Below are 22,869 nucleotides of genomic sequence, written 5' to 3'. Positions count from 1 at the left end.
TAGAAAGAATATGACAAAGTATATTTTTGTAACAGGTGGCGTTGTATCTTCAATTGGGAAAGGAATTGCTGCGGCATCCTTAGGCAGACTATTGAAAAATAGAGGATTAAAGGTAACCATTCAAAAGTTTGACCCTTATTTAAATGTGGATCCAGGAACAATGAGTCCTTATCAGCATGGTGAGGTTTTTGTAACAGATGATGGTGCAGAAACAGATTTAGACTTAGGTCATTATGAGCGTTTTATTGACATTAACTTAAATCAATACTCAAATGTTACAACTGGAAAAGTCTACTCAGAAGTCATTCGTAAAGAACGTAGAGGAGAGTATTTAGGCGCAACCGTTCAAGTGATTCCTCATATTACCAATGAAATCAAAGAAAAAATCATGCGTGCTGCTACTACAACTGATTCAGATATTATTATTACTGAAATTGGTGGTACGGTTGGCGATATTGAATCTTTACCATTTTTAGAAGCCATTCGTCAGATGAAAACAGATGTTGGTGCTGAGAATGTGATGTATATTCATACAACCCTTCTTCCTTATTTATCTGCTGCTGGAGAAATGAAAACTAAACCGACACAGCATAGTGTGAAAGAATTACGTAGCTTAGGGATTCAACCAAACCTACTTGTGATTCGGACAGAAATGCCAGTTGCACAAAGCTTAAAAGATAAGTTAGCTTCATTTTGTGATGTAGAACCAGAAGCAGTGATTGAATCACGCAATGCTGCGACACTGTATTCTATTCCACTCGCTTTACAAGCACAAAATATGGACCAAATTGTCTGTGACCATTTACAAATTGAAGCACCTGCTGCGGATATGAAAGAATGGATTGCTTTAGAAGAGCGTGTCTTGAATCTAAAACACAAAACAAAAATTGCTTTAGTTGGAAAATACGTTGAATTACCAGATGCCTATATTTCTGTTGTGGAAGCTCTAAAACACGCTGGCTTCGATTATGATACAGATATCGAAATTGATTGGGTCAATGCAGAGCAGGTGACAAAAGAGAATGTCAAAGCATTATTAGGAACGGCAGATGGTATTCTTGTTCCAGGAGGCTTTGGTGATCGTGGTTTGGAAGGGAAAATTGCTGCGATTCAATATGCTCGTGAAGAAAAAGTACCATTTTTAGGGATTTGCTTAGGCATGCAGTTGGCTTGTATTGAATTTGCAAGAAATGTTGCCGGTTTAGCAGGTGCAGATTCTGCTGAAACCAACCCAGATTGTGCCCATAATATTATTGATTTATTAGAAAATCAAGAAAATATTGAAGATTTAGGTGGTACCCTTCGTTTAGGCTTGTATCCTTGCCACTTAAAAGAAGGCACAAAAACTTATGAAACATATGGTGCGGTATCTGAAGTACAAGAACGCCATCGTCATCGCTATGAATTTAACAATGAATACCGTGAACAATTAGAAGAAAAAGGACTGATTTTCTCAGGCTTATCGCCAGATGGTCGCTTAGTTGAAATTGTTGAAATAGCGGATCATCCATTCTTTATTGCGAGTCAGTTCCATCCAGAATTTATTTCACGCCCAACAAAGCCACAAAGTTTATTTAAAGGTTTTATTGGCGCAACAATGAAAAAATAAAACAGGAACCTCAATCATTCATGGATTGGGGTTTTTATTTTGGAGAGACTTTCTAACAATTGTTCAATAAAGAGAGTTGATAAATAACTCTTTTAATGAGAAAATAACAAAGGTAGAAACTAAATGAGGCTGACCAAATAAATGTAGCATAATTGCTATTGTCATTTGCTGCTTTCTTTTCTATTATGTAATAGAAGAACCTAATCGAAATAAGCAAATAAGAAGGGCTGTTATAGAGATGAAAAAACTAAAAATTAATGGTGGCAAGAAACTGAATGGCGAAATCACAATCAGTGGGGCTAAAAATAGCGCTGTAGCATTGATTCCCTCTACCATCTTAGCAGATTCACCTGTGACCTTAGAAGGTGTTCCTGATATTCAAGATGTCCATTCATTGATTCATATATTAGAAGAAATGGGTGCAACTGTAACTTTTGATGGTTCAACAATGGTGGTTGATCCTACAAAAATTGTATCTATTCCAATGCCAAATGGCAAAATAAAAAGTTTACGTGCTTCCTACTATTTCATGGGCGCATTACTCGGTAAATTTGGTAAAGGTGTTGTTGGCTTACCAGGTGGCTGTTACCTTGGACCAAGACCGATTGATCAGCATATTAAAGGCTTTCGTGCATTAGGTGCAACAGTCGAAAATGATATGGGTGCAATGTATTTAGAAACAGGTGAAAATGGTTTAGTGGGTACACGTATCTACTTAGATGTTGTTTCAATTGGTGCAACAATCAATGTCATGCTAGCAGCTGTGAAAGCTAAAGGCAAAACCATTATTGAAAATGTTGCAAGAGAACCAGAAATTATTGATGTTGCCACCTTATTAAATAATATGGGCGCTAAAATTCGTGGTGCAGGAACAGATATGCTGCGTATTGAAGGGGTAGATACCTTACATGGCTGTCGTCATACCATTATTCCTGACCGCATTGAAGCAGGAACTTATTTATCGCTAGCAGCAGCTGCTGGAGAAGATGTTTTGATTAAAAATATCATTCCTGAGCATTTAGAAGGCTTATTAGCAAAAATGATTGAAATGGGCGTAAATATGGAAGAAGGCGAAGATAGTATCCGTATTTTAGCAAGCGATGAGTTAAAAGCAGTGAGTGTCAAAACACTTCCTTATCCTGGCTTTGCAACAGATTTACAACAACCGCTTACCCCGCTTCTATTAAAAACCAAAGGAACAGGGACGATTATTGATACCATTTATCCAAAACGAGTGAAGCATATTCCTGAACTTGTTCGAATGGGTGCATCTGCGAGAGTTGAAAATGATATTATTTTATTTGAAGGCCCTTCTAAATTACAAGGGGTTGAAGTTGAGGCAAGTGATTTAAGAGCGGGTGCTTGTTTAGTGATTGCAGGTTTAATGGCAGAAGGAACAACGACCATTACTGGCGTTGAAAATATTGAGCGTGGCTATGACCATATTGTTGAAAAATTAACAAGTCTTGGTGCAGATATTCAAATGTGTGATGAATAAAGCACAGCATATAGAGATAGAGGAGAACAGATAATGAGTGATTTATTAACACTGGCTGAATTAGAGAAAAAAACATTAAAAGAGATTTATGCCTATGCAAAGGAGTTTCACATTCCTTATTATAGTCAAATGAATAAAAAAGAACTCTCTTTAGCTGTGATTCGCGCACAAGCGGAAAATCAAGGATTTTTTATTATGGAAGGTGTCTTAGACATTGTTTCCCAAGAAGGCTATGGTTTTCTACGTCCAATTAACTATACATCAAGCCAAGAGGACATTTATATTTCAGCTTCACAAATTCGCCGATTTGGTTTGCGAAATGGGGATAAGGTTGGAGGAAAAGCGCGTCCACCAAAACCATCGGAGCGTTATTATGGTCTGATGCATGTAGATTCCGTCAATGGAAAAAATCCTGAAGAGGCAAAAGAACGTGTTCACTTCCCAGCTTTAACAGCCCTATATCCAGATCGACAAATGACCTTAGAAACCAATCAAATTGGACTATCAAAGCGTTTAATTGATATGCTAGCGCCAGTTGGATTTGGCCAACGAGGGTTAATTGTTGCCCCTCCAAAAGCAGGTAAAACTATTCTGTTAAAAGAAATGGCCAGTGGTATTAGCGAAAATTATCCTGAAGCAGAGCTGATTGTCTTACTCATTGATGAGCGACCAGAAGAAGTAACGGATATTGAAAGAAGCGTTAAAGGAGATGTTGTTTCCTCAACCTTTGATCAAAAGCCAGAGAACCATGTTCGGGTAGCGGAGCTTGTCTTAGAGCGTGCCATGCGTTTAGTTGAAGACAAACGCGATGTGATTATCTTAATGGATAGTATTACACGCCTAGCCAGAGCCTATAACCTAGTGATTCCCCCAAGTGGTCGAACCCTAAGTGGCGGGATTGATCCAGCAGCCTTTTATCGTCCAAAACGATTTTTTGGTGCAGCCAGAAACATTGAAGAAGGCGGTAGCCTAACGATTTTGGCAACAGCTCTAGTTGACACAGGTAGCCGAATGGACGATGTCATTTATGAAGAATTTAAAGGTACAGGGAATATGGAATTACACCTCTCTAGAGAGTTAGCAGAACGTCGCATTTTCCCTGCTATTGATATTAAAAAATCAGGTACCCGTAAAGAAGAACTATTGGTACCACATGCAGAACTAGAAGAAATATGGAAAATCCGTAAGCTAATGACAGGAGACGCATTAGCCTTTACAGAAAAATTCATCAAAGCATTACGCAAAACAAAAAATAATGAGCAATTCTTTACAGCTGTCAAAGAAGAGAAAATCCTGATTGAAAAAAACCAAAGAAATCTTAAAAGATAAGACGTTTTTTTCATTGTAATCACGGGTGGATTATGCTATTATTTAAATGTTGTCAATTGACAAAAAATAACTCTGGTTCAGCAAATGACCCAGGGCAAAGGAGCGAATGAATTATGAAACAAGGGATTCATCCTGAATACCAACAAGTCGTTTTCATGGATTCAACAACAGGTTTTAAATTCTTATCAGGATCTACTAGAAGATCTCAAGAAACTGTTGAATGGGAAGATGGTAACACATACCCATTAATCCGTATGGAAATTTCATCTGACTCACATCCATTCTATACTGGGCGTCAAAAATTCACCCAAGCAGACGGACGTGTGGATCGTTTCAACAAAAAATACGGTCTTGCAGACAAAAACGCAGCAAAATAATAAGAAACCTACCAAAGCATTGTTACGACAGTGTTTTGATAGGTTCTTTTTTTATATTTATTTGGCACTTTGTCAAATCGGACTGATAGTGTTACCTATGAATTTTTCATTTGAAAAAGTGTGAATATATTACACAAAAAAGTAATGTGTAGAAAATAAATGCTATAGTTATTATAAGGTTTTTGATAAAACCTAAAAAAATATGGGAGGAATTACATATGAAAAAATTAGTCATCAGTCTCATTGCTTTTGTAACATTAGGAGGAGTATTGTTACCAACCGCAAATGTTTTTGCATCAGAACAAATTGAGGAAACAGAACAGTCTATTACTGAAGAACTTGGTCTTACAGATTCTCAAATCCTTCAAATTTTAAGTGGTCAAGAATCAGGAATTACACTAGATCAGGGAAGAGCGTTTGATAAAGATGGAAATGAGTTGTTTGTAGCTCAAAGGGGTAAGTTTAGCTGGGCTGTACGAGCGATAAAAGCCGCTTGGAATAAGTTACCATCAGGAGTTAAAAAAGCCATTGGTGGAGCTGCTGGTTTATCAACATTACTTAATGTAATTGACAATTTCACTGGGAAAGTAGAAGATGCTGTATATGCTGGATGTAAGGCATTAGGGATGAATGGTACTGTAGCTTGGTGGGTAACTAAAGCATTAATGCTATTCTTATAATTGATAGGAGATAGGATTATGATAGGTAAGCAAATATTATTTTGTAGTATTATTTTATATTTAATAAGTATAATATCTACATTGTTGTTTCGATTAAATACTTTTAAAGAAATTTATGTAGAAGGCGGTATTTTGTCAGTCGTCGGAGTTTTATTTGTTGTTTATTTATTAAATGTAATTCTATCTGTAATATTTTTTATTCCTACAATTGTGAAAAATAGAAAAAAGAGTTAAACTAACGATACAAAGTAAAGATAACTAAAAACGAAGTAAAAGCCTTAGAAATTAATTCTAGGCTTTTTTTCTTTGCTCAATAAGTTGCTCTAATTTTGATATATCTTCTAATGTTGCGTGCGATTTAATAAATAAGTGGGCGGTACGTTTATATGAGCCTACCTTTAGCTTATCCTTGTTCTTTTGCCTGTACCGTCTGTTTGCTTCTTTTTGAGCTTCGCTAGTCTTTGATTCAGTCATTACGCTCATTCCTTTTTATTATGATTAGTAGTGTTGTTATAGAGATAGCCAAAGAAAGCAGGCTAATGAATAAAGTTAGATTTTTCATATTAACCCTCCTTACATATATAATTGTATCGTATACGGTATATAAAATCGACACTTTTGTTGATATTTCTTTAAGTATTTTTATTTGAAATTGAATACCCTTGATTAAAAAATATATAATTTGATTGAATGTTTTTATCTCAAAATGCGATTGAAAATCTGTATTTAATCTAATTTCTTCCTATTTAACAGCAAATTAAAAAATACGGTCTTGCAGACTAAAATGTAGCAGAATAATAAGAAACCTACCAAAACGTTGTTACGACAGTTTTTTTTGGTAGGTTCTTTTTTTATTTAAAGCTGTTTGTAATAAGGAACATTTAGGTGTGTGATGTAGAAAAGTCTATATCATAGAAACGGAAATAAGACGTTAAGATTTAATCACTAAGTCCTTCAAATCTAGCATTGTCATGCCTCTTAGGATTTTTAATCCTTAGAGACATGATACAGATTGAACTTGTTCGACTCTGAACCTTTATACTTTCCTTAGAAACATGATATAGATCAAATAAATGATTTATTGCCTAAAAAAAAGAAACGATTCAATAGTATATCTATGACAAATAGCAGTATCATTATTTTTATTGTATTAAATCCAAGTAACAAATCGTTGAAAAAGCAATAAATTATAGTATACTTAACTTATTGTAAATGCATTAATCTGAATCGTAACTAAAAAGAGGTGTCCACTTGACTAAAAAAGAGAAGAAACGAAATAAACCAAAACACAATGGCTTAAAAAATACAATTGCAATACTTTGTCTATTCATAGGCTTAATTTTGATTTTTCTAGGTCCTATTAAAGAATTTATTATTTCATGGCTGGGAAATGATTATGCTGTATCAACTGTAGATGCAGATACCATCCAAAAGAATCTAAAAAAAGAGGGTGAATTTGATTTCTCAACCGTAAAAGAATTGGATTTTGAGACAGTTTTAAGAGCTAGATTAATGCGAGAGGGTATGAATATCATTGGTGGGATTGCCATTCCAAGTGTTTCGTTAAATCTCCCAGTTATTAAAGGGGTCGACAATCTTAGTTTGGCTGTTGGAGCGGGCACTATGAAAGAAGACCTGGTCATGGGGGAAGGAAACTATTCTCTAGCTAGTCATCGTATGAATGGAAATCCTAGATTATTATTTTCTCCATTATTTGAGCTAAAAGGTGGAGAAACGATTTATTTAACGGATCTTACCAATATCTATATTTATGAAGTGTCAAGTATTGAAAAAGTTGATATCACCCGTATAGACGTGATTGACGAAGTGCCAGGTAAAAAGCTTGTCACATTAGTTACTTGTGATTTTGAGTCAGACATCAGGTTGATTGTTCAAGGGACATTAAAAGAAAAAGTTCCTATGAAGGAAGCTTCTAAGGAAGCAAAGGCTGCTTTTAAATTGCCAGAGAATGGTTGGCAATAAAACAAAACAAGCGACTTATTTTCTATAATCAATAGAAAATAAGTCGCTTGCTTTTATTTTTATCAAATGATTTTTCTAAAGGCATTCATTATTTTACTTGTAAAATCATCCCAAAAATAAAGAGTAATACGCCAATAAAAATGCAACCAGTTCCTACAAGTCTTGCAATTACTGGTCTCTCCTCTTTATCCAATTCTTTTTTTTCTTTATGCTGATAGCCGCTAATTAACGTAAGCAGTTTTTCATGACGAATCAAAATACCCAAAATAATTAAACCAATACTAATAATTGCTGTCATATAAAATTCATTTTGCATGATGAAGGACTCCCTTTTTATTGAATAGCAAATGGCTATGCCCAATCCTCACGTGCTGCAAGAATCTCCTCACGGATAGTGGCATCTGAGTCATTCGATAAAATTTGTCCAACAGCTGTTGACTGTTTAGGCAATGTTGGGTGGAAAAATTGTACTTGTGTCAAAAATAAATTTGCTGCAAATTGTCGCTCTTCTAAATGAATAGATTGTGCTAATTGTTTGATCCATGTGAAATACCATTCTTTATCAGGATGATCTTCCAAAACAGATAATACTCTTTTAGTCTGCTCAAATTGACGTTGTAATAAGTACCAGTTGGCCTGATGATACGTAAAAATTTGTTCACTAATAGCTTCATCTTCTTGTTGATATAATTGTGCCAAAAAATCATGAAAGGTTGGTGCTACAGTTAACCATTGCATCACTTCCAAATCTAAATAGCGAATACTAGGCTCTTTAGCCACTAGCAGATGGGCATAGTCTAAAGCAAAAACTTGTGTTTCATCAACAGCAAAAATAAAAAAATAATCTGGAAGCTCCCACTGAGCTCTCATTACTTGTTGCTCAAACAGACTTGGGGCATAATTGTTTGCTTTTGTTCCCAATAGATAATGAATCTTTACATATTCCAAGCCATCTCTAGTAGGTTCTGTTGTTTGTAAACAATTGTTTTTAAGATAGCCACCATTTTGTTCTTGCAGTAGTTGTATAAAAGCAGTAGGCAATGGCTGATTTATTTGTTCTTTTAATAAAGTAAGCTCTTCTTCCTGAATAGGCAGTTGATTGAATAATGTTTCTTGAATAAAGTAAATAGTTCTCACCTCGATTTCACATGTATATTGTAACGATTGCGCAACAAAAATACAACTTAAAGCATTAGATTTCCCTTTAAAAAAAGCAAGAAGTGTTTAGAATGGACAAATTTCCCGTTTTAGATTATAATAATTATCAATAAGAGATTTATAGGAGGATGAGCAAGATGCAAAAAACAACAATTGATGTTCATGGAATATTAAATAAACAGGTGGCGAATCACGGTGTATTATATACTAAAATGCATCAACATCACTGGTTTGTACAAGGACCTGCATTTTATACTTTACACGAAAAATTTGAAGAAATTTTCCAAATGGTGGATGAAAACAACGATTTGATTGCAGAGCGTTTAATTGCAATTGGTGGTGCTCCTTACTCAACCTTAAGAGAATACTTAGAGCATGCTTCAATTGAAGAAAAACCTTATACAAAGAAAATTGCAGCAGAAGAGATGGTTGCTACAGTCGTAGCAGATTTCCGTACAATGCGTGATGAAATTGCAGAGGGTATTGAATTAACAGGAGAAGCAGGAGACGATGTCACACAAGATATGTTAATTGCTTATAAAACTGAAATAGACAAAAATATTTGGATGCTCCAAGCATTCCTTGGCCAAGATCCTTTAGAAGGCGAATAGTTTTTTAAACAGAAATGAGTAATTTAACTTCTCATTTCTGTTTTTATTTGTTATGATATTACTAATACTAGATTGTATAAAGAGGAGGGCTTTTATGCCAACATTATTAATTGTTTTAGCTGTTGTCGTCGTGATTGTATTGTTCTATGTGAGCATTTATAACGGCTTAATTAAACTAAGAAACTGGGTAGAAGAATCATGGGCACAAATTGATGTTCAATTAAAACGTCGTAATGATTTGATTCCAAACCTAATTGAAACTGTCAAAGGTTATGCAAAACATGAAAAAGAAACATTAGCAGAAGTTATTGAAATGAGAAACAAGTTAGTTGCAATGCCAGCTGGGGATCACCAAGCACAAATGGAAGTATCTAACCAAATTACAGACTCATTAAAATCAATTTTTGCTTTAAGTGAAAGTTATCCAGATTTAAAAGCAAACCAAAACTTTACTGAATTACAACATGAATTAACCAACACAGAAAATAAAATTGCTTATGCACGTCAGTTATATAATAATACTGTGATGAAATATAATACAAAAATTCAATCATTCCCAAGTAATATTGTTGCTGGCATTCACCATTTCACAAAAACTGAAATGTTAACAACACCAGAAGAAGAAAAGAGCGTACCAAAAGTAAGCTTTAACTAAAAAATAAGGCCACTTCAAGGTAAGAGGACAGCTTGCTTAATGTCTTACTTTGAAGTGGCACTTTTTATTTAAAAACGTTTAGGAGGACAACTTATGTTATATGAACAAATTGCGAAAAATAAGCGAAAAACAGTCCTTGTGATGTTTAGTTTTTTTGTTTTGGTCATGTTAATTGGTGCCGCAATTGGTTATGCAAATTTTAATAGTATCACAACAGGAATCATTCTTGCTGCAGTTTTATCAGGCTTTTATATGCTATTAATGATTAGTAATTCAACTAAAGTTGTGATGGGCTTAAACCATGCAACAGAAATAACGAGTAGAGAACAAGCTGTTATTTTATGGGATACAGTTGAGAATATGGCAATGGTGGCACAAATTCCAATGCCTAAAATCTATATCATTAATGACCCAAGCTCAAATGCTTTCGCCACAGGTAATAGCCCTAAAAATGCTGCGGTAGCCGCAACGACTGGCTTACTTGAACAATTAAATCAAGAGGAATTAGAAGGCGTCATGGCTCATGAAGTTTCTCATATTCGAAACTATGACATTCGCTTATCAACCATAGCTGTAGCATTAGCAGCAGTCATTGCTTTACTAGGAAATATCGGTACCAGAATGCTTTGGTATGGCGGTGGTAGAAGAAATAGTAAAAGTGATTCTAAAGATAGCGGTGGCGCAACAGCTATTTTATATCTTGTTTCCATTGTCCTATTAATTTTAGCACCAATTGCCGCAACAATGGTTCAAATGGCGCTTTCAAGAAATAGAGAATATTTAGCAGATGCTTCTGCTGTGGAGCTGACAAGAAACCCTGAAGGATTAATTTCAGCTTTAGAAAAAATATCTGGACAAGAAAGACCCATGAAACAAGCTAATAGTGCAAGTGCAGCCCTATATATTGAAAATCCTTTTAAAAAAGAAAATCGTGGTAGTCTTTTTGCGACACATCCACCAACTGAAAAAAGAATTGAACGTTTAGAGCATATGTAAGAAGGTTGAGACAAAAGGCGTTTAGGTTTGAGAAATTTCCGAAGAACCTGCCTTTTGGCCACCGTTTATAGAAGCAATCTATATGGTTGGGATAAAACTTTTGCGTTTTGTCCCAACTATTTTTTTGTCCCAATAAGTTTTTTGGGAATAGTACTATTGACCGTTTTGTAGTAAAATAGAAGTCAGATATTTAAGCACAGTTTAAGGAGATGATTTTTCATCAAAAAATCTATTCAGTTCATCATCAGATATCAGCATATTGATTGAGTAAATAAGAATAAGGCATTAGCTGGATAAATCATCAGCATTGTGAAAATAAACAACATAGTCTATCTTATTTTTTTTATTTCAAATAGATTAAATTTATGTTAAAATAATTAAGAGTTTCGAGGAAATAAACCGAACAAAAGAAATAGCTATCAAACGACGATAACCTATTTGGAGGAAACAAACATGAAAATATTTTTAATTTATGGTGGAAAAAGTGCAGAGCATGATATTTCCATTTTAACAGCCTATTCAATTATGAAAGAAGTTTATTATAAATACTATGAAGTTGTTCCTGTCTATATTACAAAAGAGGGTGCCTGGTTAAAGGGATTGACCTTAGATGCACCACCAACTCATCTTGAAGCACTACATTTAACTGCTGGAGAAGAAGCGGCACTTGCCATCAAAGAAGGCGCTGTTTCAACAGGTGTTCCCATTACAATTGCAGAGATTAAAGAAAAAGATGCGGTTATTTTCCCTGTTTTACATGGACCAAATGGAGAAGATGGCACCATTCAAGGTCTCTTTGAAATCTTGGATATGCCTTATGTTGGTGCAGGTGTACTTGCTAGTGCATGTGGGATGGATAAAATCATTAGCAAACATTTATTCACTCAAGCAGGACTGCCACAAGTACCCTTTATTCCAATTATTAAAACAGACTGGTTAAGAGATGAAGAAAAAGTCTTAGCGAAATGTGATGAAATATTGGACTATCCAATGTTTATTAAACCAGCAAACTTAGGCTCAAGTGTAGGGATTTCTAAAGCAATGAACCAAGAAGAATTAATTGCTGCAATTGAAACAGCCTTGAAATATGACCGTCGTGTTTTAGTAGAACAAGGCGTTGAAGCAAGAGAAGTAGAAGTGGCTGTTTTAGGTAATGATGATGTTCATACCTCTGTTCCAGGAGAAATTGTGAAAGCAACAAATGAATTTTATGACTATCAATCAAAATATCTTGATAACAAAGTAACCATGCAAATTCCTGCTTTATTGCCTGAAGAGGTACAAACGCAATTACGCGAATATGCTGCAACAGCATTTAAAGCGATTGATGGTAGTGGCTTAACGAGATGTGATTTCTTTGTGACTGATGATCATGAAATCTTCATTAATGAAGTAAACACCATGCCAGGTTTTACAGAATTTAGTATGTATCCTTTATTATGGGAAAACACTGGTTTAAATTATAGCGATTTAGTGGAAGAATTGATTCAATTAGCGATTAAACGCTTTGAAGAAAAGCAAAGCTTTATCACTGAACGTTAGGACGCCACTGTTGTTTTCAGATACGTCCGAAGAAACCGTTGCAAAGCGGTTTTTTTCTTATCTTAAGCTTAACTGGAGGATTCTTAAATGAAGGCATTAACATTAAATGAAATTGCAAAAGCAGTTCAAGGGAAAAATGAATTAGGGGATTGGGGCACATTATCCGTTTCCAAAGTCGCTTTTGACACAAGAAAAATTGAAGTTGGGAGCTTATTTGTTCCGCTTCAAGGCAATGCAGATGGCCATGATTATTTAGCAGATGCAATGAAGAGCGGGGCAACCGCTAGCTTTTGGAGCAGACCATTAGCAGAAGCACCTAAAGATTTTCCTGTTATTCAAGTTGAGGATACTTTACAAGCCTTACAAGATTTAGCGAGCTACTATTTAGCTCTGATTCAACCAAAAGTAGTGGGAATCACAGGTAGTAATGGTAAAACAACGACAAAAGATATGACTGAAGCAGTTGTTTCAGCTAAATATAAGGTGCATAAAACACAAGGTAACTTTAATAATCAGATTGGCTTACCAATAACTATTTTAGAGATGCCGGAGGATACAGAAGTCGCAATTTTAGAAATGGGTATGAACCATCCAGGGGAAATAGCAGAATTATCACTCATTGCTAAACCAGATATTGCTGTCATTACAATGATTGGGGAAGCACATATTGAGTACTTCGGCAGTCGTGAAAAAATTGCACAAACAAAAATGGAGATTGTGAAAGGCTTAAAACCCGAGGGAGTCCTCATTATTCCTGGTGAAGAACCTTTATTACAGGCTGAAATACAAAAAATTATGCCAATCAATTATTGTACTTTTGGACAAAGTCCTCTAAATGATATCCATGTATTAACTACTGAAACGCAAATGAAAGAAACCCATTTTACAATGAATCTAGCTCCAGAATTAAGCTGTAAAATTCCAGTAATTGGCCAATACAATGTAAATAACGCACTAGCAGCTTTAATGGTAGGAAAACAATTAGCTGTGCCTGTAACAGATGCTGTGGAAAAACTTGCAACCTTTGGCTTAACTAAGAGTAGAACAGAATGGATTCCTGGAATGAATGACAGCCAGATTCTAAATGATGCTTATAATGCAAATCCTACAGCTATGAATGCAGTTTTAGATAGCTTTAGTGCACTTGAATTAAACGGAAGAAAGCTAGTCGTTTTAGGAGATATGTTAGAATTAGGCGAGTTGTCTACTTCCTTACATGAAAGTGTAGCAGCACATCTAAATCCTGAGCACATTTCAGAAGTATTCTTATTTGGACCAGAAATGGAAAAGCTATCTAACAAGCTAACTTCTTGTTATGCACCAGAAAAGCTACATTACTATTCAACAGATAAAGCGGCGTTGATTGAAGCATTAAAAGCAACCATTAAAAAAGAAGATCAAATCTTAGTAAAAGCAAGTAATGGTACTGGCTTAGGAGAAGTCATTGAAGCAATCAAGCAAACAGACTAAGACAGAAAAGACTATACAAAGAAAAAAAGTTTGATATAATAGGAAAAAATAACGATTGTCACTGGAGGCTTTTATAATGCAAGAATATAAACAGATAGACAGAACAGAAGGATTACCTAAATTTTATGCAGCAATTTATGGTTATATGACATTAGGCTTATTAATGAGTGCTGCATCTGCATACCTAGCAATTTACTCTGATACAATTATTTCAGATATGTTTTATGAGTTCCTATATGAAGTGCCTTATTCAGTATTGATCCTGATTGGAATCGAATTATTACTGGTTGTTTCTTTAAGATTTAAAGAAAATCGTATCCGAAGCACAGCAGCTTCAACCGTATTGTTTATCCTTTATTCAGTCGTAAGTGGTTTAACCTTAGGCTTGATTACTTCTCTCTATACGGGTGAGAGTGTAATGGCAGCCTTCATCTCAACGGCAGCAATGTTTGGTGTGTTAAGTGTGATTGGTGTAACAGTCAAAAAAGATTTATCGCCAATTGGTCGTGGTGCATTAAGTGCCCTAATCGGCTTAATCGTGACCGTTTTTGTCAATGCCTTTATCTTCCAAAGTGAAGGTGTCAGCATGATGATTTCAATTGTTACAGTAATTATCTTCTCTATTTTAACTGCATATGACACACAAAAAATTAAATATATTTACCAACACTATGCAGATTCAGCAGGAATTGGTTCATTGATGATTTTATGTGCTTTAGAATTATATTTAGATTTTATTAATATTTTCTTAGCAGTATTACGTATTTTTGGAAAAAGAAATTAAAGAATAAAGTGGCTGTCAAAAACTAAACATCGTTTTTGACAGTTTTTTTGTTGCTACAAATGATGCTGGAATTTAAATAGTATGATTCTAGGTGGCGCTAAACAATCTATGAATCATGTCTCATGACTCCTATCAAGAAAACGTGTTCATTTTAAGAATAATGAAAACTAATTGAAAACATATGATAAGCATGATAGAATGGTTAAGATATAAAAAAATGAAGCCATCGAGGGTTTTGTGAATAGATGACAAGAGAGCTTGGAAAATATGTCCAGGCTTTTCATATGAACATTGATAACTTAGTGCACCATTTAGTGGATCAGTCATTAAGATTTAATATTTAGCGCCAAAGACTAGAATGAAATAATGCATTTTAATCTTTGCATTTTCGCAAAAAACTCTCTTCAGCTTTTGAAATGGGAGGAAATATTTTTGAAATTTTCAGAATTGGGCTTAGTACCCGAATTATTAAAATCAGTAGAACGTTTAGGCTTTGAGGAAGCAACACCAATCCAAGGGGAAACAATTCCTTTAGCATTGGAAGGAAAAGATGTGATTGGTCAAGCACAAACAGGGACTGGTAAAACAGCTGCTTTTGGTTTACCAATGTTACAAAAAATTGATTTAAACAATCGCTCAGTACAAGGGCTAGTAGTAGCACCGACACGTGAGCTTGCTATTCAAACACAGGAAGAATTATTCCGTTTGAGCAGAGATAAAAAAGTGCGTGTACAAGTTGTTTATGGTGGCGCAGATATCAGCCGTCAAATTAGAGCATTAAAGGACCAACCACATATTGTCGTTGGGACACCCGGTCGTTTACTAGATCATATCAACCGTCGCACATTAAAATTAGCAAATGTAGAAACCTTAGTTTTAGATGAAGCAGATGAAATGTTAAATATGGGCTTCTTAGATGATATTGAAAAAATTATTAAAGAAGTACCAAGTGAAAGACAAACACTTTTATTCTCTGCAACAATGCCACCAGCAATTAAACGTATTGGTGTAAAATTCATGAATAATCCTGAGCATGTTAAGGTAAAAGCAGCTGAGATGACAGCTAGCTTAATTGAGCAATTCTTTGTTCGTTGTAAAGACTTTGAAAAATTCGATGTCATGACTCGTTTATTGGACGTACAAACACCAGAACTTACAATTGTTTTTGGCCGTACAAAACGCCGTGTAGATGAGTTATCACGCGGTTTGGAAATGCGTGGTTATAAAGCTGAAGGAATTCATGGCGATTTATCACAACAAAAACGTATGAGTGTATTGAAAGCATTTAAATCAGGTAAACTAGATATTTTAGTGGCAACAGATGTTGCTGCACGTGGTTTAGATATTTCAGGTGTGACACATGTTTATAACTATGATATTCCACAAGATCCAGAAAGCTATGTTCACCGTATTGGTCGTACAGGTCGTGCTGGTAAAGAAGGAATGTCAGTAACCTTTATTACACCAAACGAAATGGGTTACTTGCGTGTTATTGAAGAATTAACGAAGAAAAAAATGACACCTTTGCGTCCACCAACAGGAGCAGAAGCTTTACAAGGTCAAATTAAAGCAGCTATTGAACAAATTGGTGAAACAATTGATTCAGGTGATTTAACTCAATATGAAGAATCAGCAGAAAAACTATTAGAAGCTTATAATGCCAATGATATTGCTGCAGCTCTTTTAAAAATGATTTCAAAAGATGCATCTGAAGTACCAGTAAAAATTACACCAGAACGTCCATTACCAAGTCGCAAGATGGGTGGCGGTGGAGGTCGTAGTGGCGGTGGAAATCGTAATCGTGGTGGAGATCGTCGTGGAAATGATCGTCGCGGAGGCAGTGGTGGTGGAAAATCATTCGGTGATAAACGTCGCGGAAACTTCAATAAAGATAACAAACGTAGTGGAGATAACCGCCACGGAGATTATGCAAAACAAAATAAACGTGGTGCAAAATCTGACAACCGTCGTAGCGGAAATGGTGAAGGAAAAGGTAGAAGTTTTACCATCCATAAATCAGAAGATTAATCATCCAAAAGTTATAGGTAGTTATCTAACTGCCTATGACTTTTTTATTGTTTATGTTATATTAAAAGAGAATATTGTCAAAAAGTAAATAATCAATCTTATTAGTGGACTTCAACTGAATAAATATGGTAAAAATAGTTATTATGAAAAATAAATGTTGTGGTGCAATTAAATTGGGGGGACTTTAATCAAAGGAGGAACTGAATGATTATTGGAATAGGATTGGATATTGTAGATTTAATACGAATTGAAAAAGCCGCAAACAAACAACCAAAATTTGTAGCAAGAGTACTGACCGCAGCGGAAAAAGAAAGATATGATCAGTTAACTGGAAATCGTCAAATAGAATTCTTAGCTGGGCGTTTTGCAGCCAAAGAAGCTTTTGCAAAAGCCTATGGAACTGGATTGGGGCAAGTATCATTTCAAGATATTGAAATTTTAAATGATGCAAAGGGGAAACCAATAGTAACAAAATCACCAACCGACTTTCAAACCTTTGTTTCCATTACACATACGGGGCAGGTTGCAGCAGCACAAGTCATACTTGAAAAAATATCAGAATAAATTAGGGGGAGATTTCATGATATCGGGTTTACATAGACATACAGTAGCGATGATAGAAAAAGAAGCGATTTTTGACAATATTCAAAATGAACTTGAAAGGCTTTCACCAAATGAAGAATTATTTGCAGTCGTAAAAGCAAATGCTTATGGGCATGGTGCAGTCGCAGTCGCAGAAATTGCTAAAGATGCGGGGGCTAGCGGTTTTTGTGTTGCAATCATTGATGAGGCGTTAGAGTTAAGAGAAGCAGGTTTTAAAGAGCCTATTTTTATTTTGGGTTTAGTTGATATCCGTTATGTAGCCATTTTGGCTGAAAAAAATATTTCAGTGACAGCTAGTTCCATTTCATGGTTAGCACAAGCACAAGAAAAATTAGCAGATACACCTATTAAACAACCTTTAAATATCCATCTAGCAGTTGATAGTGGGATGGGAAGAATTGGCTTCACAAGTAAAGAAGCAATCAAAGAAGCAGAAACGCTTCTAAAAAAAGCAACACATCTAAATTTCGAAGGAATCTTTACACATTTTGCAACAGCAGATCAAGAAAATACAACCTACTTTAATCAACAAGTGGCAACCTTTAATGAGCTACTAGCGAGTGTAGAAAGCAAACCAAAATATGTGCATACTGCCAATTCAGCAACAGCCTTATGGCATCAAGAAACGCAGTCTAATCTAGTGAGATTTGGTGTTGCAATGTATGGATTGAATCCTTCGGGAGAAGCTTTAAAAGCACCTTATCCATTAAGGCCAGCGCTTAAATTGGTTACGGAAGTTGTTCATATCAAACAAATGCACCAAGGGGATAGAATCAGTTATGGCGCAACTTATGAAGCATCTGAAGGAGAATGGATTGCTACCTTACCTATTGGTTATGCAGATGGTTGGTTAAGGCAATTACAAGGAATGTCTGTTTTAGTTAATGGTAAGAAAGCAGAAATTGTTGGTAGAATTTGTATGGATCAATGTATGATTCGCTTAGATGAACCGGTACCAATAGGGACAGAAGTAACCCTGATTGGTAAAGAAGGGGAACATGAGATTACTGTCCAAAGCATTGCGAATCAATTGTCGACCATTCATTATGAAGTTGTTTGTGGTTTAAGTTATCGAGTACCTAGAATCTATTGTTAAAAATAAAAAAATAAGGGATTAACGTGAATTGTAAATTTAAAACATTCATTATGAAGTCATAAAAAAATATGGGATATTAAAACGAGTGTGAAAAAAATTTATAAGTGATGTTAAAGTAGGAGGAAAACCTATGATAAAACGTGGGGAAATATATTTTGCGGATCTTTCGCCAGTAATTGGATCGGAGCAAGGGGGAATGAGACCAGTATTAATTATACAAAATAATATTGGCAATCATTACAGTCCAACTGTTATTGTCGCTGCGATTACAGCTAGAATTCAAAAAGCGAAAATGCCGACACATATTGAAATTAGTGCTGAAAGCAGTGGGTTAGAAAAAAATTCTGTTATTTTATTAGAGCAAATTAGAACGATTGATAAACAACGGTTAAGGGATCGAATTACAAACCTGGATGTTAAGCAAATGCAAAAAGTTGATCATGGCATAGCAATCAGCCTTGGCTTAGTCATGCCCCACAGATAATACGCCTGCTTTTTGAAGAGCTACGAGTCTAATTTCATGTCATTTAATCAAAGTCATGTTAAAATATACTTAGTAAAACTTTTAGTTAAAAATTAAGGGGGAATTTGTCATGACAGATTTTAAAGAAAAGCTAGAAAATGTAAAAGACAAAGTAGCTGGGGAAGTTAAAGAAGGCGTGGGCAAAGTATTTCATAATGAAGAACTAGAATTAAAGGGGAAAACGCAAGTTGGTAAAGCGGATGCTGAAAAAAAGGTTCACGATAAAGCGGATGAATTTTCAGATAAAGCTCATGAAACCAAAGATAAAGTCATTGGAAAAGCAAATGATAAAATTGATGAATTAAAAAACAAAAAATAAATATTGAAGCATCTATCATTTTTTGATAGATGCTTTTTTTATATTATTTAAGAAAGTTCTTGAGAAAAGTGGCTTTATTGGTTACAATGGTTGCTGGCATTGTTTATTCAGTGACCCGTGGTTCATTCATACCATCCCACGAAAAAAAACTAGGAGGAGGAGAAGAAATGAAAGGTAAAAAAATGGTGATTAACGCTCTTGTTGCAGCACTTTATATTGTTATAACACTGTTAATTAAGCCGCTAGCTTTTGGCCAAGTACAATTTAGAGTTCCAGAAATGTTTAATCACTTAGTCGTTTTCAATAAAAAATATTTTTATGGGATTGTAGGTGGGGTGTTTATAGCCAACTTACTATTTTCTGATTTAGGACCGATTGATTTGGTATTTGGTGTCGCACACTCAGTTCTAGCATTAAGTCTCACAATGATTGCAACAAAATATGTTCAATCAGTGCCAGTAAAAATGGTGATTAACATGTTATCATTTGCATTATGTTCATTCTTAGTTGCCTGGGAATTAGTGATTGCATTTGAAGCGCCATTTTGGGCAAGTTACTTCTTTGTCGCAGTAGGTGAGATTGTGGTTATGGGACTTGCAATTCCATTAATGCTGTATGTAGACAAATCAGTCCATTTTAATAAAATAATTGAAGAATAAAAAAAGTTTCCGATGCTTCGGAAACTTTTTCTTATTGTTGATTTAAATCTTCAACTTCGACTACTTTAAAACTTTTACGCTCTAAATGCGCCACAATGTCATCTAAATTTTCTTTTGTAACACCGGCAGGTAAAGTAACCATTGTGCGGCGTACCCAATCTTCTCTAGAAATATCAAGTGTAATACAGCTTGCAATACTTGAGTATTTACTGATAATCTTAGTCATCGTTGCTAAGTCACCTTTTTGACCTGTTGAAGCAATCGTTAACACATAGCTCCCAATATCTACATTCCAAGATTGCTCTAACATATTTAATAATTTACTATGAGTCAAAATACCATAAAAACGATTGTCTTCATCTAAAACAGCGATATATGGTAACTCCTTAATTGTAAAGAACACTTTAAAGAAAGAAGATTCAACAGAAATATATTTTGTTGCATTCTTAAGTAGTGTCGTTACAGGTAAATTCATATCTCCACCGCTTGCTTGATGACGATAGATATGCATTTTGTAAATATTGCCACGGAAAATTTTTCCAGTTTCATCCAAAATAGGCACACAACGATAGCCCGATTTTTCAAGAATATCAATTGCTTCTTGCAGTGTAGCGGTTTCTTTAATAGTTGTTAAAGATTTCTTTGGAATACATAATGATTTAATAAGCATTCAGATAAAGCCCCCTTTTTTTATGAAATAAGCACAAATACTTCGCTTGCATTGATAATACCATATGAAAACATGTGGTTGCAATGTTTTAGAGAATAAATTACAAGAAGAAGTAAGCTGATTCACTGTTTGTTTTTTCTTTTACAAAATTATATAATAGCTAAGGTATGTCTGGAGAAATTCAGATATGATCAAAGCAAATGGTTATTTAGGAATGAGGCAAACAAATGTTAGCAAAACAAAGAGCGCAAATTGATGCAATTGATCAAAAGCTTGTTCAATTGTTAGAAATGAGATTAAAGGTAGTAGAAGAAGTTGCTGTTATCAAAAAAGAAAACCAACTTCCTATTTTTGATAAAGCTAGAGAAGCAAACTTATTGGCACAAGTGGCATTAAAAGTTGAAGATTCAACTTATACAGGAGCTATTGAGGAAATTTTCCAGTACCTTCTAAAAGTTAGTAAAGAGCAGCAAAAAGCGAGCATGGAAAAAGGTACAGGCTTATGAAAAATCAAAATCTAGTCTTAATTGGCATGATGGGCTCTGGAAAAACAACAATGGGTAGAGCTCTTAGTAAAGAGTTAAATTGTCCTTTTGTGGATATTGATGAGGCGATTGTAGCTGAATACCAGCAAACAATTGCCGCGCTGTTTGAAAAGGGAGAAGCATATTTTAGAGAATGCGAGCAAAATGTCATTCAAAAGTATAGTCAAAGAAAAGGAATCGTGATTGCTACTGGTGGGGGTTCTATTTTAGCTAAGAGCAATGTTACCAACTTAAAAGAAAATGGTATTTGTATTTGGTTAAATAGAAGTGTCCCAGATATATTGAAAGACCTGAATCCTATTGGGCGACCATTATTAGCAGAAGGAACAGAAAAATTTGTTCAATTATATGAAGAAAGATTACCAATTTATCAACAAGTAGCGGATATAACATTTGATAATTCTGGCAGCTTGAAAGATGCGCTACCAAAATTACTTAAAATAGGAGCTGAACAAAAATGGCGTTAAACGAGATGATGCATAGACCTGTTGTAAATACAGATGTGCTCACATTTATGAGAAATCAAGAACCTTTACCTGGTTTATTAGGAGAAATAGAAAGAGAAGCGAATGCATTAGGAATCCCAATTATCCCTCATGAAACAGTTAAATTTCTTAATCTCTTATTGAGTCAGATTAAACCCAAAGAAATACTTGAAATAGGAGCTGCAATCGGCTTCTCATCTAGTTTAATGGCCCAACATGTTGGCGAAAATGGACATGTGACAACGATTGATCGCTTTGATGTCATGATTAAGAAGGCTAAAAAAAATTATGAACGCTTAGGCTTAACTGATAAAATTACTTTATTAGAAGGGCAAGCTTCAGAAATCTTACCTACACTAACTGGTCCTTATGATGTCATTTTTATGGACAGCGCCAAATCAAAGTACTATGATTTCTTACCAGAATGTGTTCGATTATTAAAAGTAGGTGGCCTATTAATTGTAGATGATGTATTGCAAGGAGGAACGATTTTTCAACCAAAAGAGGAAATTCCTAAAAGAAATCGCGCGATTCATAAAAAGTTAAATGCTTTTCTGGAAGTGACCATGCATCATCCAGCATTAGATTCTAGCTTGCTACCACTAGGTGATGGTTTATTAATGATTGAAAAAAAAGAAGAGATTGAAATTGTATTAGATTAAGTCATTTTTATTACTTATTCAAACAAAAAATGAATACAAATAGCCATTTTAAATAAAAAATGGTTTGTGTTCATTTTTTGTTAAAAAAGCACTTGACGTAAACTCAGGAAGTTGGTATATTTATACATGTCGTTATCGACATTAATAAGCCTCAACAAACGTTTAAAAAAAATTAAAAATTTGTTGACAAAACTTATTATAAATGATACTATTTAGAAGTTGTCGAAACGGCAACAAATTAGACCTTTGAAAACTGAACAAAGTAAGACGAACCAAATGTGTAGGTTGTTTTAACAAGGTTAAAACAAACAACATTAGTGAATAAAATTCGCTAGCAATTCAAAAATAATGAGCTACAAGCACATTATAAAAATGACTTTAAACCTTCGGGTTTGAACGATACTTTTATGAGAGTTTGATCCTGGCTCAGGACGAACGCTGGCGGCGTGCCTAATACATGCAAGTCGAACGCTTCTTTTCTCCCGAATGCTTGCATTCAATTGAAAAGAGGAGTGGCGGACGGGTGAGTAACACGTGGGTAACCTGCCCATAAGAGGGGGATAACAGTCGGAAACGATTGCTAATAC

25 protein-coding genes and 1 rRNA gene are annotated in these 22,869 nt (G+C 34.9%); 22 read left to right on the top strand and 4 right to left on the bottom strand.

The window, feature by feature from the left end; genetic code table 11:
• Positions 1-10 precede the first annotated feature (10 nt).
• From BMW29_RS11895 to BMW29_RS11875, 5 genes are all read left to right on the top strand, one after another.
• Positions 11-1,609, top strand: a complete 1,599-nt coding sequence (locus BMW29_RS11895; RefSeq protein WP_092653669.1) for a CTP synthase — start codon at positions 11-13, stop codon at positions 1,607-1,609.
• Between the two features lie 238 nt (positions 1,610-1,847).
• The gene (locus tag BMW29_RS11890) at positions 1,848-3,107 is read left to right on the top strand and encodes a UDP-N-acetylglucosamine 1-carboxyvinyltransferase (protein ID WP_092653667.1); all 1,260 of its coding nucleotides are present in this window, start codon (positions 1,848-1,850) and stop codon (positions 3,105-3,107) included.
• A gap of 33 nt (positions 3,108-3,140) precedes the next feature.
• Complete coding sequence (gene rho, locus BMW29_RS11885) at positions 3,141-4,436, top strand: transcription termination factor Rho (RefSeq protein ID WP_092653665.1); 1,296 nt, start codon at positions 3,141-3,143, stop codon at positions 4,434-4,436.
• Between the two features lie 113 nt (positions 4,437-4,549).
• A complete protein-coding gene (locus BMW29_RS11880) occupies positions 4,550-4,813 on the top strand; it encodes a type B 50S ribosomal protein L31 (protein WP_092653663.1) in 264 nt (87 codons plus the stop codon).
• A 218-nt stretch (positions 4,814-5,031) separates the two neighbouring features.
• Positions 5,032-5,493, top strand: a complete 462-nt coding sequence (locus BMW29_RS11875; protein ID WP_092653661.1) for a hypothetical protein — start codon at positions 5,032-5,034, stop codon at positions 5,491-5,493.
• 291 nt (positions 5,494-5,784) lie between these two features.
• Here BMW29_RS11875 and BMW29_RS11865 read toward each other — a convergent pair whose 3' ends face one another.
• A complete protein-coding gene (locus BMW29_RS11865; RefSeq protein ID WP_092653657.1) occupies positions 5,785-5,967 on the bottom strand; it encodes a hypothetical protein in 183 nt (60 codons plus the stop codon).
• 777 nt (positions 5,968-6,744) lie between these two features.
• On the opposite strand from BMW29_RS11865, the gene BMW29_RS11860 reads away from it, so the two are divergent.
• Positions 6,745-7,476 (top strand): class A sortase, encoded by a 732-nt coding sequence (locus BMW29_RS11860; protein ID WP_245706282.1) that lies wholly within the window; start codon positions 6,745-6,747, stop codon positions 7,474-7,476.
• A gap of 88 nt (positions 7,477-7,564) precedes the next feature.
• On the opposite strand, the gene BMW29_RS11855 is transcribed toward BMW29_RS11860, so the two are convergent.
• Together BMW29_RS11855 and BMW29_RS11850 are read right to left on the bottom strand one after the other, a co-directional pair.
• On the bottom strand, positions 7,565-7,792 hold the full coding sequence (locus BMW29_RS11855) for a DUF3784 domain-containing protein (RefSeq protein ID WP_092653655.1): 228 nt from the start codon (positions 7,790-7,792) through the stop codon (positions 7,565-7,567).
• A 35-nt stretch (positions 7,793-7,827) separates the two neighbouring features.
• Positions 7,828-8,613, bottom strand: a complete 786-nt coding sequence (locus tag BMW29_RS11850; RefSeq protein WP_177165772.1) for an SMI1/KNR4 family protein — start codon at positions 8,611-8,613, stop codon at positions 7,828-7,830.
• A 158-nt stretch (positions 8,614-8,771) separates the two neighbouring features.
• Between BMW29_RS11850 and BMW29_RS11845 the strand changes: the two genes are divergently transcribed.
• The 12 genes from BMW29_RS11845 (at position 8,772) to BMW29_RS11790 (ending at position 19,920) form a co-directional block, all read left to right on the top strand.
• Complete coding sequence (locus tag BMW29_RS11845; RefSeq protein WP_092653652.1) at positions 8,772-9,245, top strand: Dps family protein; 474 nt, start codon at positions 8,772-8,774, stop codon at positions 9,243-9,245.
• A 94-nt stretch (positions 9,246-9,339) separates the two neighbouring features.
• On the top strand, positions 9,340-9,900 hold the full coding sequence (locus tag BMW29_RS11840; protein WP_092653650.1) for a LemA family protein: 561 nt from the start codon (positions 9,340-9,342) through the stop codon (positions 9,898-9,900).
• A 93-nt stretch (positions 9,901-9,993) separates the two neighbouring features.
• Positions 9,994-10,896, top strand: a complete 903-nt coding sequence (gene htpX / locus BMW29_RS11835) for a zinc metalloprotease HtpX (protein ID WP_092653648.1) — start codon at positions 9,994-9,996, stop codon at positions 10,894-10,896.
• Between the two features lie 453 nt (positions 10,897-11,349).
• A complete protein-coding gene (locus tag BMW29_RS11830) occupies positions 11,350-12,438 on the top strand; it encodes a D-alanine--D-alanine ligase (protein WP_092653646.1) in 1,089 nt (362 codons plus the stop codon).
• Positions 12,439-12,525: 87 nt separating this feature from the next.
• On the top strand, positions 12,526-13,908 hold the full coding sequence (locus BMW29_RS11825) for a UDP-N-acetylmuramoyl-tripeptide--D-alanyl-D-alanine ligase (RefSeq protein WP_092653644.1): 1,383 nt from the start codon (positions 12,526-12,528) through the stop codon (positions 13,906-13,908).
• 76 nt (positions 13,909-13,984) lie between these two features.
• Positions 13,985-14,692, top strand: coding sequence for a Bax inhibitor-1/YccA family protein (locus tag BMW29_RS11820; RefSeq protein ID WP_092653642.1), 708 nt, complete (start codon positions 13,985-13,987; stop codon positions 14,690-14,692).
• A gap of 432 nt (positions 14,693-15,124) precedes the next feature.
• Positions 15,125-16,720, top strand: a complete 1,596-nt coding sequence (gene cshA / locus BMW29_RS11815; RefSeq protein WP_092653640.1) for a degradosome RNA helicase CshA — start codon at positions 15,125-15,127, stop codon at positions 16,718-16,720.
• Between the two features lie 204 nt (positions 16,721-16,924).
• Complete coding sequence (gene acpS, locus BMW29_RS11810; RefSeq protein WP_092653638.1) at positions 16,925-17,284, top strand: holo-ACP synthase; 360 nt, start codon at positions 16,925-16,927, stop codon at positions 17,282-17,284.
• Between the two features lie 16 nt (positions 17,285-17,300).
• Complete coding sequence (gene alr, locus BMW29_RS11805; RefSeq protein WP_092653636.1) at positions 17,301-18,419, top strand: alanine racemase; 1,119 nt, start codon at positions 17,301-17,303, stop codon at positions 18,417-18,419.
• Positions 18,420-18,549: 130 nt separating this feature from the next.
• Positions 18,550-18,903: a type II toxin-antitoxin system PemK/MazF family toxin gene (locus BMW29_RS11800; protein ID WP_092653634.1), complete on the top strand. Its 354-nt coding sequence runs from the start codon at positions 18,550-18,552 to the stop codon at positions 18,901-18,903.
• Positions 18,904-19,012: 109 nt separating this feature from the next.
• Positions 19,013-19,261, top strand: coding sequence for a CsbD family protein (locus BMW29_RS11795; RefSeq protein WP_092653632.1), 249 nt, complete (start codon positions 19,013-19,015; stop codon positions 19,259-19,261).
• Between the two features lie 167 nt (positions 19,262-19,428).
• Positions 19,429-19,920, top strand: coding sequence for a QueT transporter family protein (locus BMW29_RS11790; RefSeq protein WP_092653630.1), 492 nt, complete (start codon positions 19,429-19,431; stop codon positions 19,918-19,920).
• Positions 19,921-19,951: 31 nt separating this feature from the next.
• On the opposite strand, the gene cbpA is transcribed toward BMW29_RS11790, so the two are convergent.
• Complete coding sequence (cbpA, locus tag BMW29_RS11785) at positions 19,952-20,590, bottom strand: cyclic di-AMP binding protein CbpA (RefSeq protein WP_092653628.1); 639 nt, start codon at positions 20,588-20,590, stop codon at positions 19,952-19,954.
• A 227-nt stretch (positions 20,591-20,817) separates the two neighbouring features.
• Between cbpA and BMW29_RS11780 the strand changes: the two genes are divergently transcribed.
• The 4 genes from BMW29_RS11780 to BMW29_RS11765 form a co-directional block, all read left to right on the top strand.
• Positions 20,818-21,096, top strand: coding sequence for a chorismate mutase (locus BMW29_RS11780; protein ID WP_092653626.1), 279 nt, complete (start codon positions 20,818-20,820; stop codon positions 21,094-21,096).
• Positions 21,093-21,602 (top strand): shikimate kinase, encoded by a 510-nt coding sequence (locus tag BMW29_RS11775; RefSeq protein ID WP_092653624.1) that lies wholly within the window; start codon positions 21,093-21,095, stop codon positions 21,600-21,602. The genes BMW29_RS11780 and BMW29_RS11775 overlap by 4 nt, the downstream gene beginning before the upstream one ends.
• Positions 21,593-22,282 (top strand): O-methyltransferase, encoded by a 690-nt coding sequence (locus tag BMW29_RS11770; protein WP_092653622.1) that lies wholly within the window; start codon positions 21,593-21,595, stop codon positions 22,280-22,282. Before BMW29_RS11775 ends, BMW29_RS11770 begins: the two co-directional genes overlap by 10 nt.
• 403 nt (positions 22,283-22,685) lie before the next feature.
• A 16S ribosomal RNA gene (locus BMW29_RS11765) occupies positions 22,686-22,869 on the top strand; the annotation flags it as partial.

The sequence above is a fragment of the Isobaculum melis genome, from assembly GCF_900111355.1.
Classification (GTDB): Bacteria; Bacillota; Bacilli; order Lactobacillales; family Carnobacteriaceae; genus Isobaculum; species Isobaculum melis.
This window is presented reverse-complemented; position numbering and strand designations above follow the sequence as displayed.

Coding starts and splice junctions, on each gene's coding strand:
- BMW29_RS11865 (WP_092653657.1), bottom strand. CDS start 5,967: ATGACTGAATCAAAGACTAGCGAAGCTCAAAAAGAAGCAAACAGACGG.
- alr (WP_092653636.1), top strand. CDS start 17,301: ATGATATCGGGTTTACATAGACATACAGTAGCGATGATAGAAAAAGAA.
- BMW29_RS11830 (WP_092653646.1), top strand. CDS start 11,350: ATGAAAATATTTTTAATTTATGGTGGAAAAAGTGCAGAGCATGATATT.
- BMW29_RS11820 (WP_092653642.1), top strand. CDS start 13,985: ATGCAAGAATATAAACAGATAGACAGAACAGAAGGATTACCTAAATTT.
- BMW29_RS11895 (WP_092653669.1), top strand. CDS start 11: ATGACAAAGTATATTTTTGTAACAGGTGGCGTTGTATCTTCAATTGGG.
- acpS (WP_092653638.1), top strand. CDS start 16,925: ATGATTATTGGAATAGGATTGGATATTGTAGATTTAATACGAATTGAA.
- BMW29_RS11795 (WP_092653632.1), top strand. CDS start 19,013: ATGACAGATTTTAAAGAAAAGCTAGAAAATGTAAAAGACAAAGTAGCT.
- BMW29_RS11780 (WP_092653626.1), top strand. CDS start 20,818: ATGTTAGCAAAACAAAGAGCGCAAATTGATGCAATTGATCAAAAGCTT.
- BMW29_RS11855 (WP_092653655.1), bottom strand. CDS start 7,792: ATGCAAAATGAATTTTATATGACAGCAATTATTAGTATTGGTTTAATT.
- BMW29_RS11800 (WP_092653634.1), top strand. CDS start 18,550: ATGATAAAACGTGGGGAAATATATTTTGCGGATCTTTCGCCAGTAATT.
- rho (WP_092653665.1), top strand. CDS start 3,141: ATGAGTGATTTATTAACACTGGCTGAATTAGAGAAAAAAACATTAAAA.
- BMW29_RS11840 (WP_092653650.1), top strand. CDS start 9,340: ATGCCAACATTATTAATTGTTTTAGCTGTTGTCGTCGTGATTGTATTG.
- htpX (WP_092653648.1), top strand. CDS start 9,994: ATGTTATATGAACAAATTGCGAAAAATAAGCGAAAAACAGTCCTTGTG.
- BMW29_RS11880 (WP_092653663.1), top strand. CDS start 4,550: ATGAAACAAGGGATTCATCCTGAATACCAACAAGTCGTTTTCATGGAT.
- BMW29_RS11845 (WP_092653652.1), top strand. CDS start 8,772: ATGCAAAAAACAACAATTGATGTTCATGGAATATTAAATAAACAGGTG.
- BMW29_RS11770 (WP_092653622.1), top strand. CDS start 21,593: ATGGCGTTAAACGAGATGATGCATAGACCTGTTGTAAATACAGATGTG.
- BMW29_RS11890 (WP_092653667.1), top strand. CDS start 1,848: ATGAAAAAACTAAAAATTAATGGTGGCAAGAAACTGAATGGCGAAATC.
- cbpA (WP_092653628.1), bottom strand. CDS start 20,590: ATGCTTATTAAATCATTATGTATTCCAAAGAAATCTTTAACAACTATT.
- BMW29_RS11875 (WP_092653661.1), top strand. CDS start 5,032: ATGAAAAAATTAGTCATCAGTCTCATTGCTTTTGTAACATTAGGAGGA.
- BMW29_RS11775 (WP_092653624.1), top strand. CDS start 21,093: ATGAAAAATCAAAATCTAGTCTTAATTGGCATGATGGGCTCTGGAAAA.
- BMW29_RS11825 (WP_092653644.1), top strand. CDS start 12,526: ATGAAGGCATTAACATTAAATGAAATTGCAAAAGCAGTTCAAGGGAAA.
- BMW29_RS11790 (WP_092653630.1), top strand. CDS start 19,429: ATGAAAGGTAAAAAAATGGTGATTAACGCTCTTGTTGCAGCACTTTAT.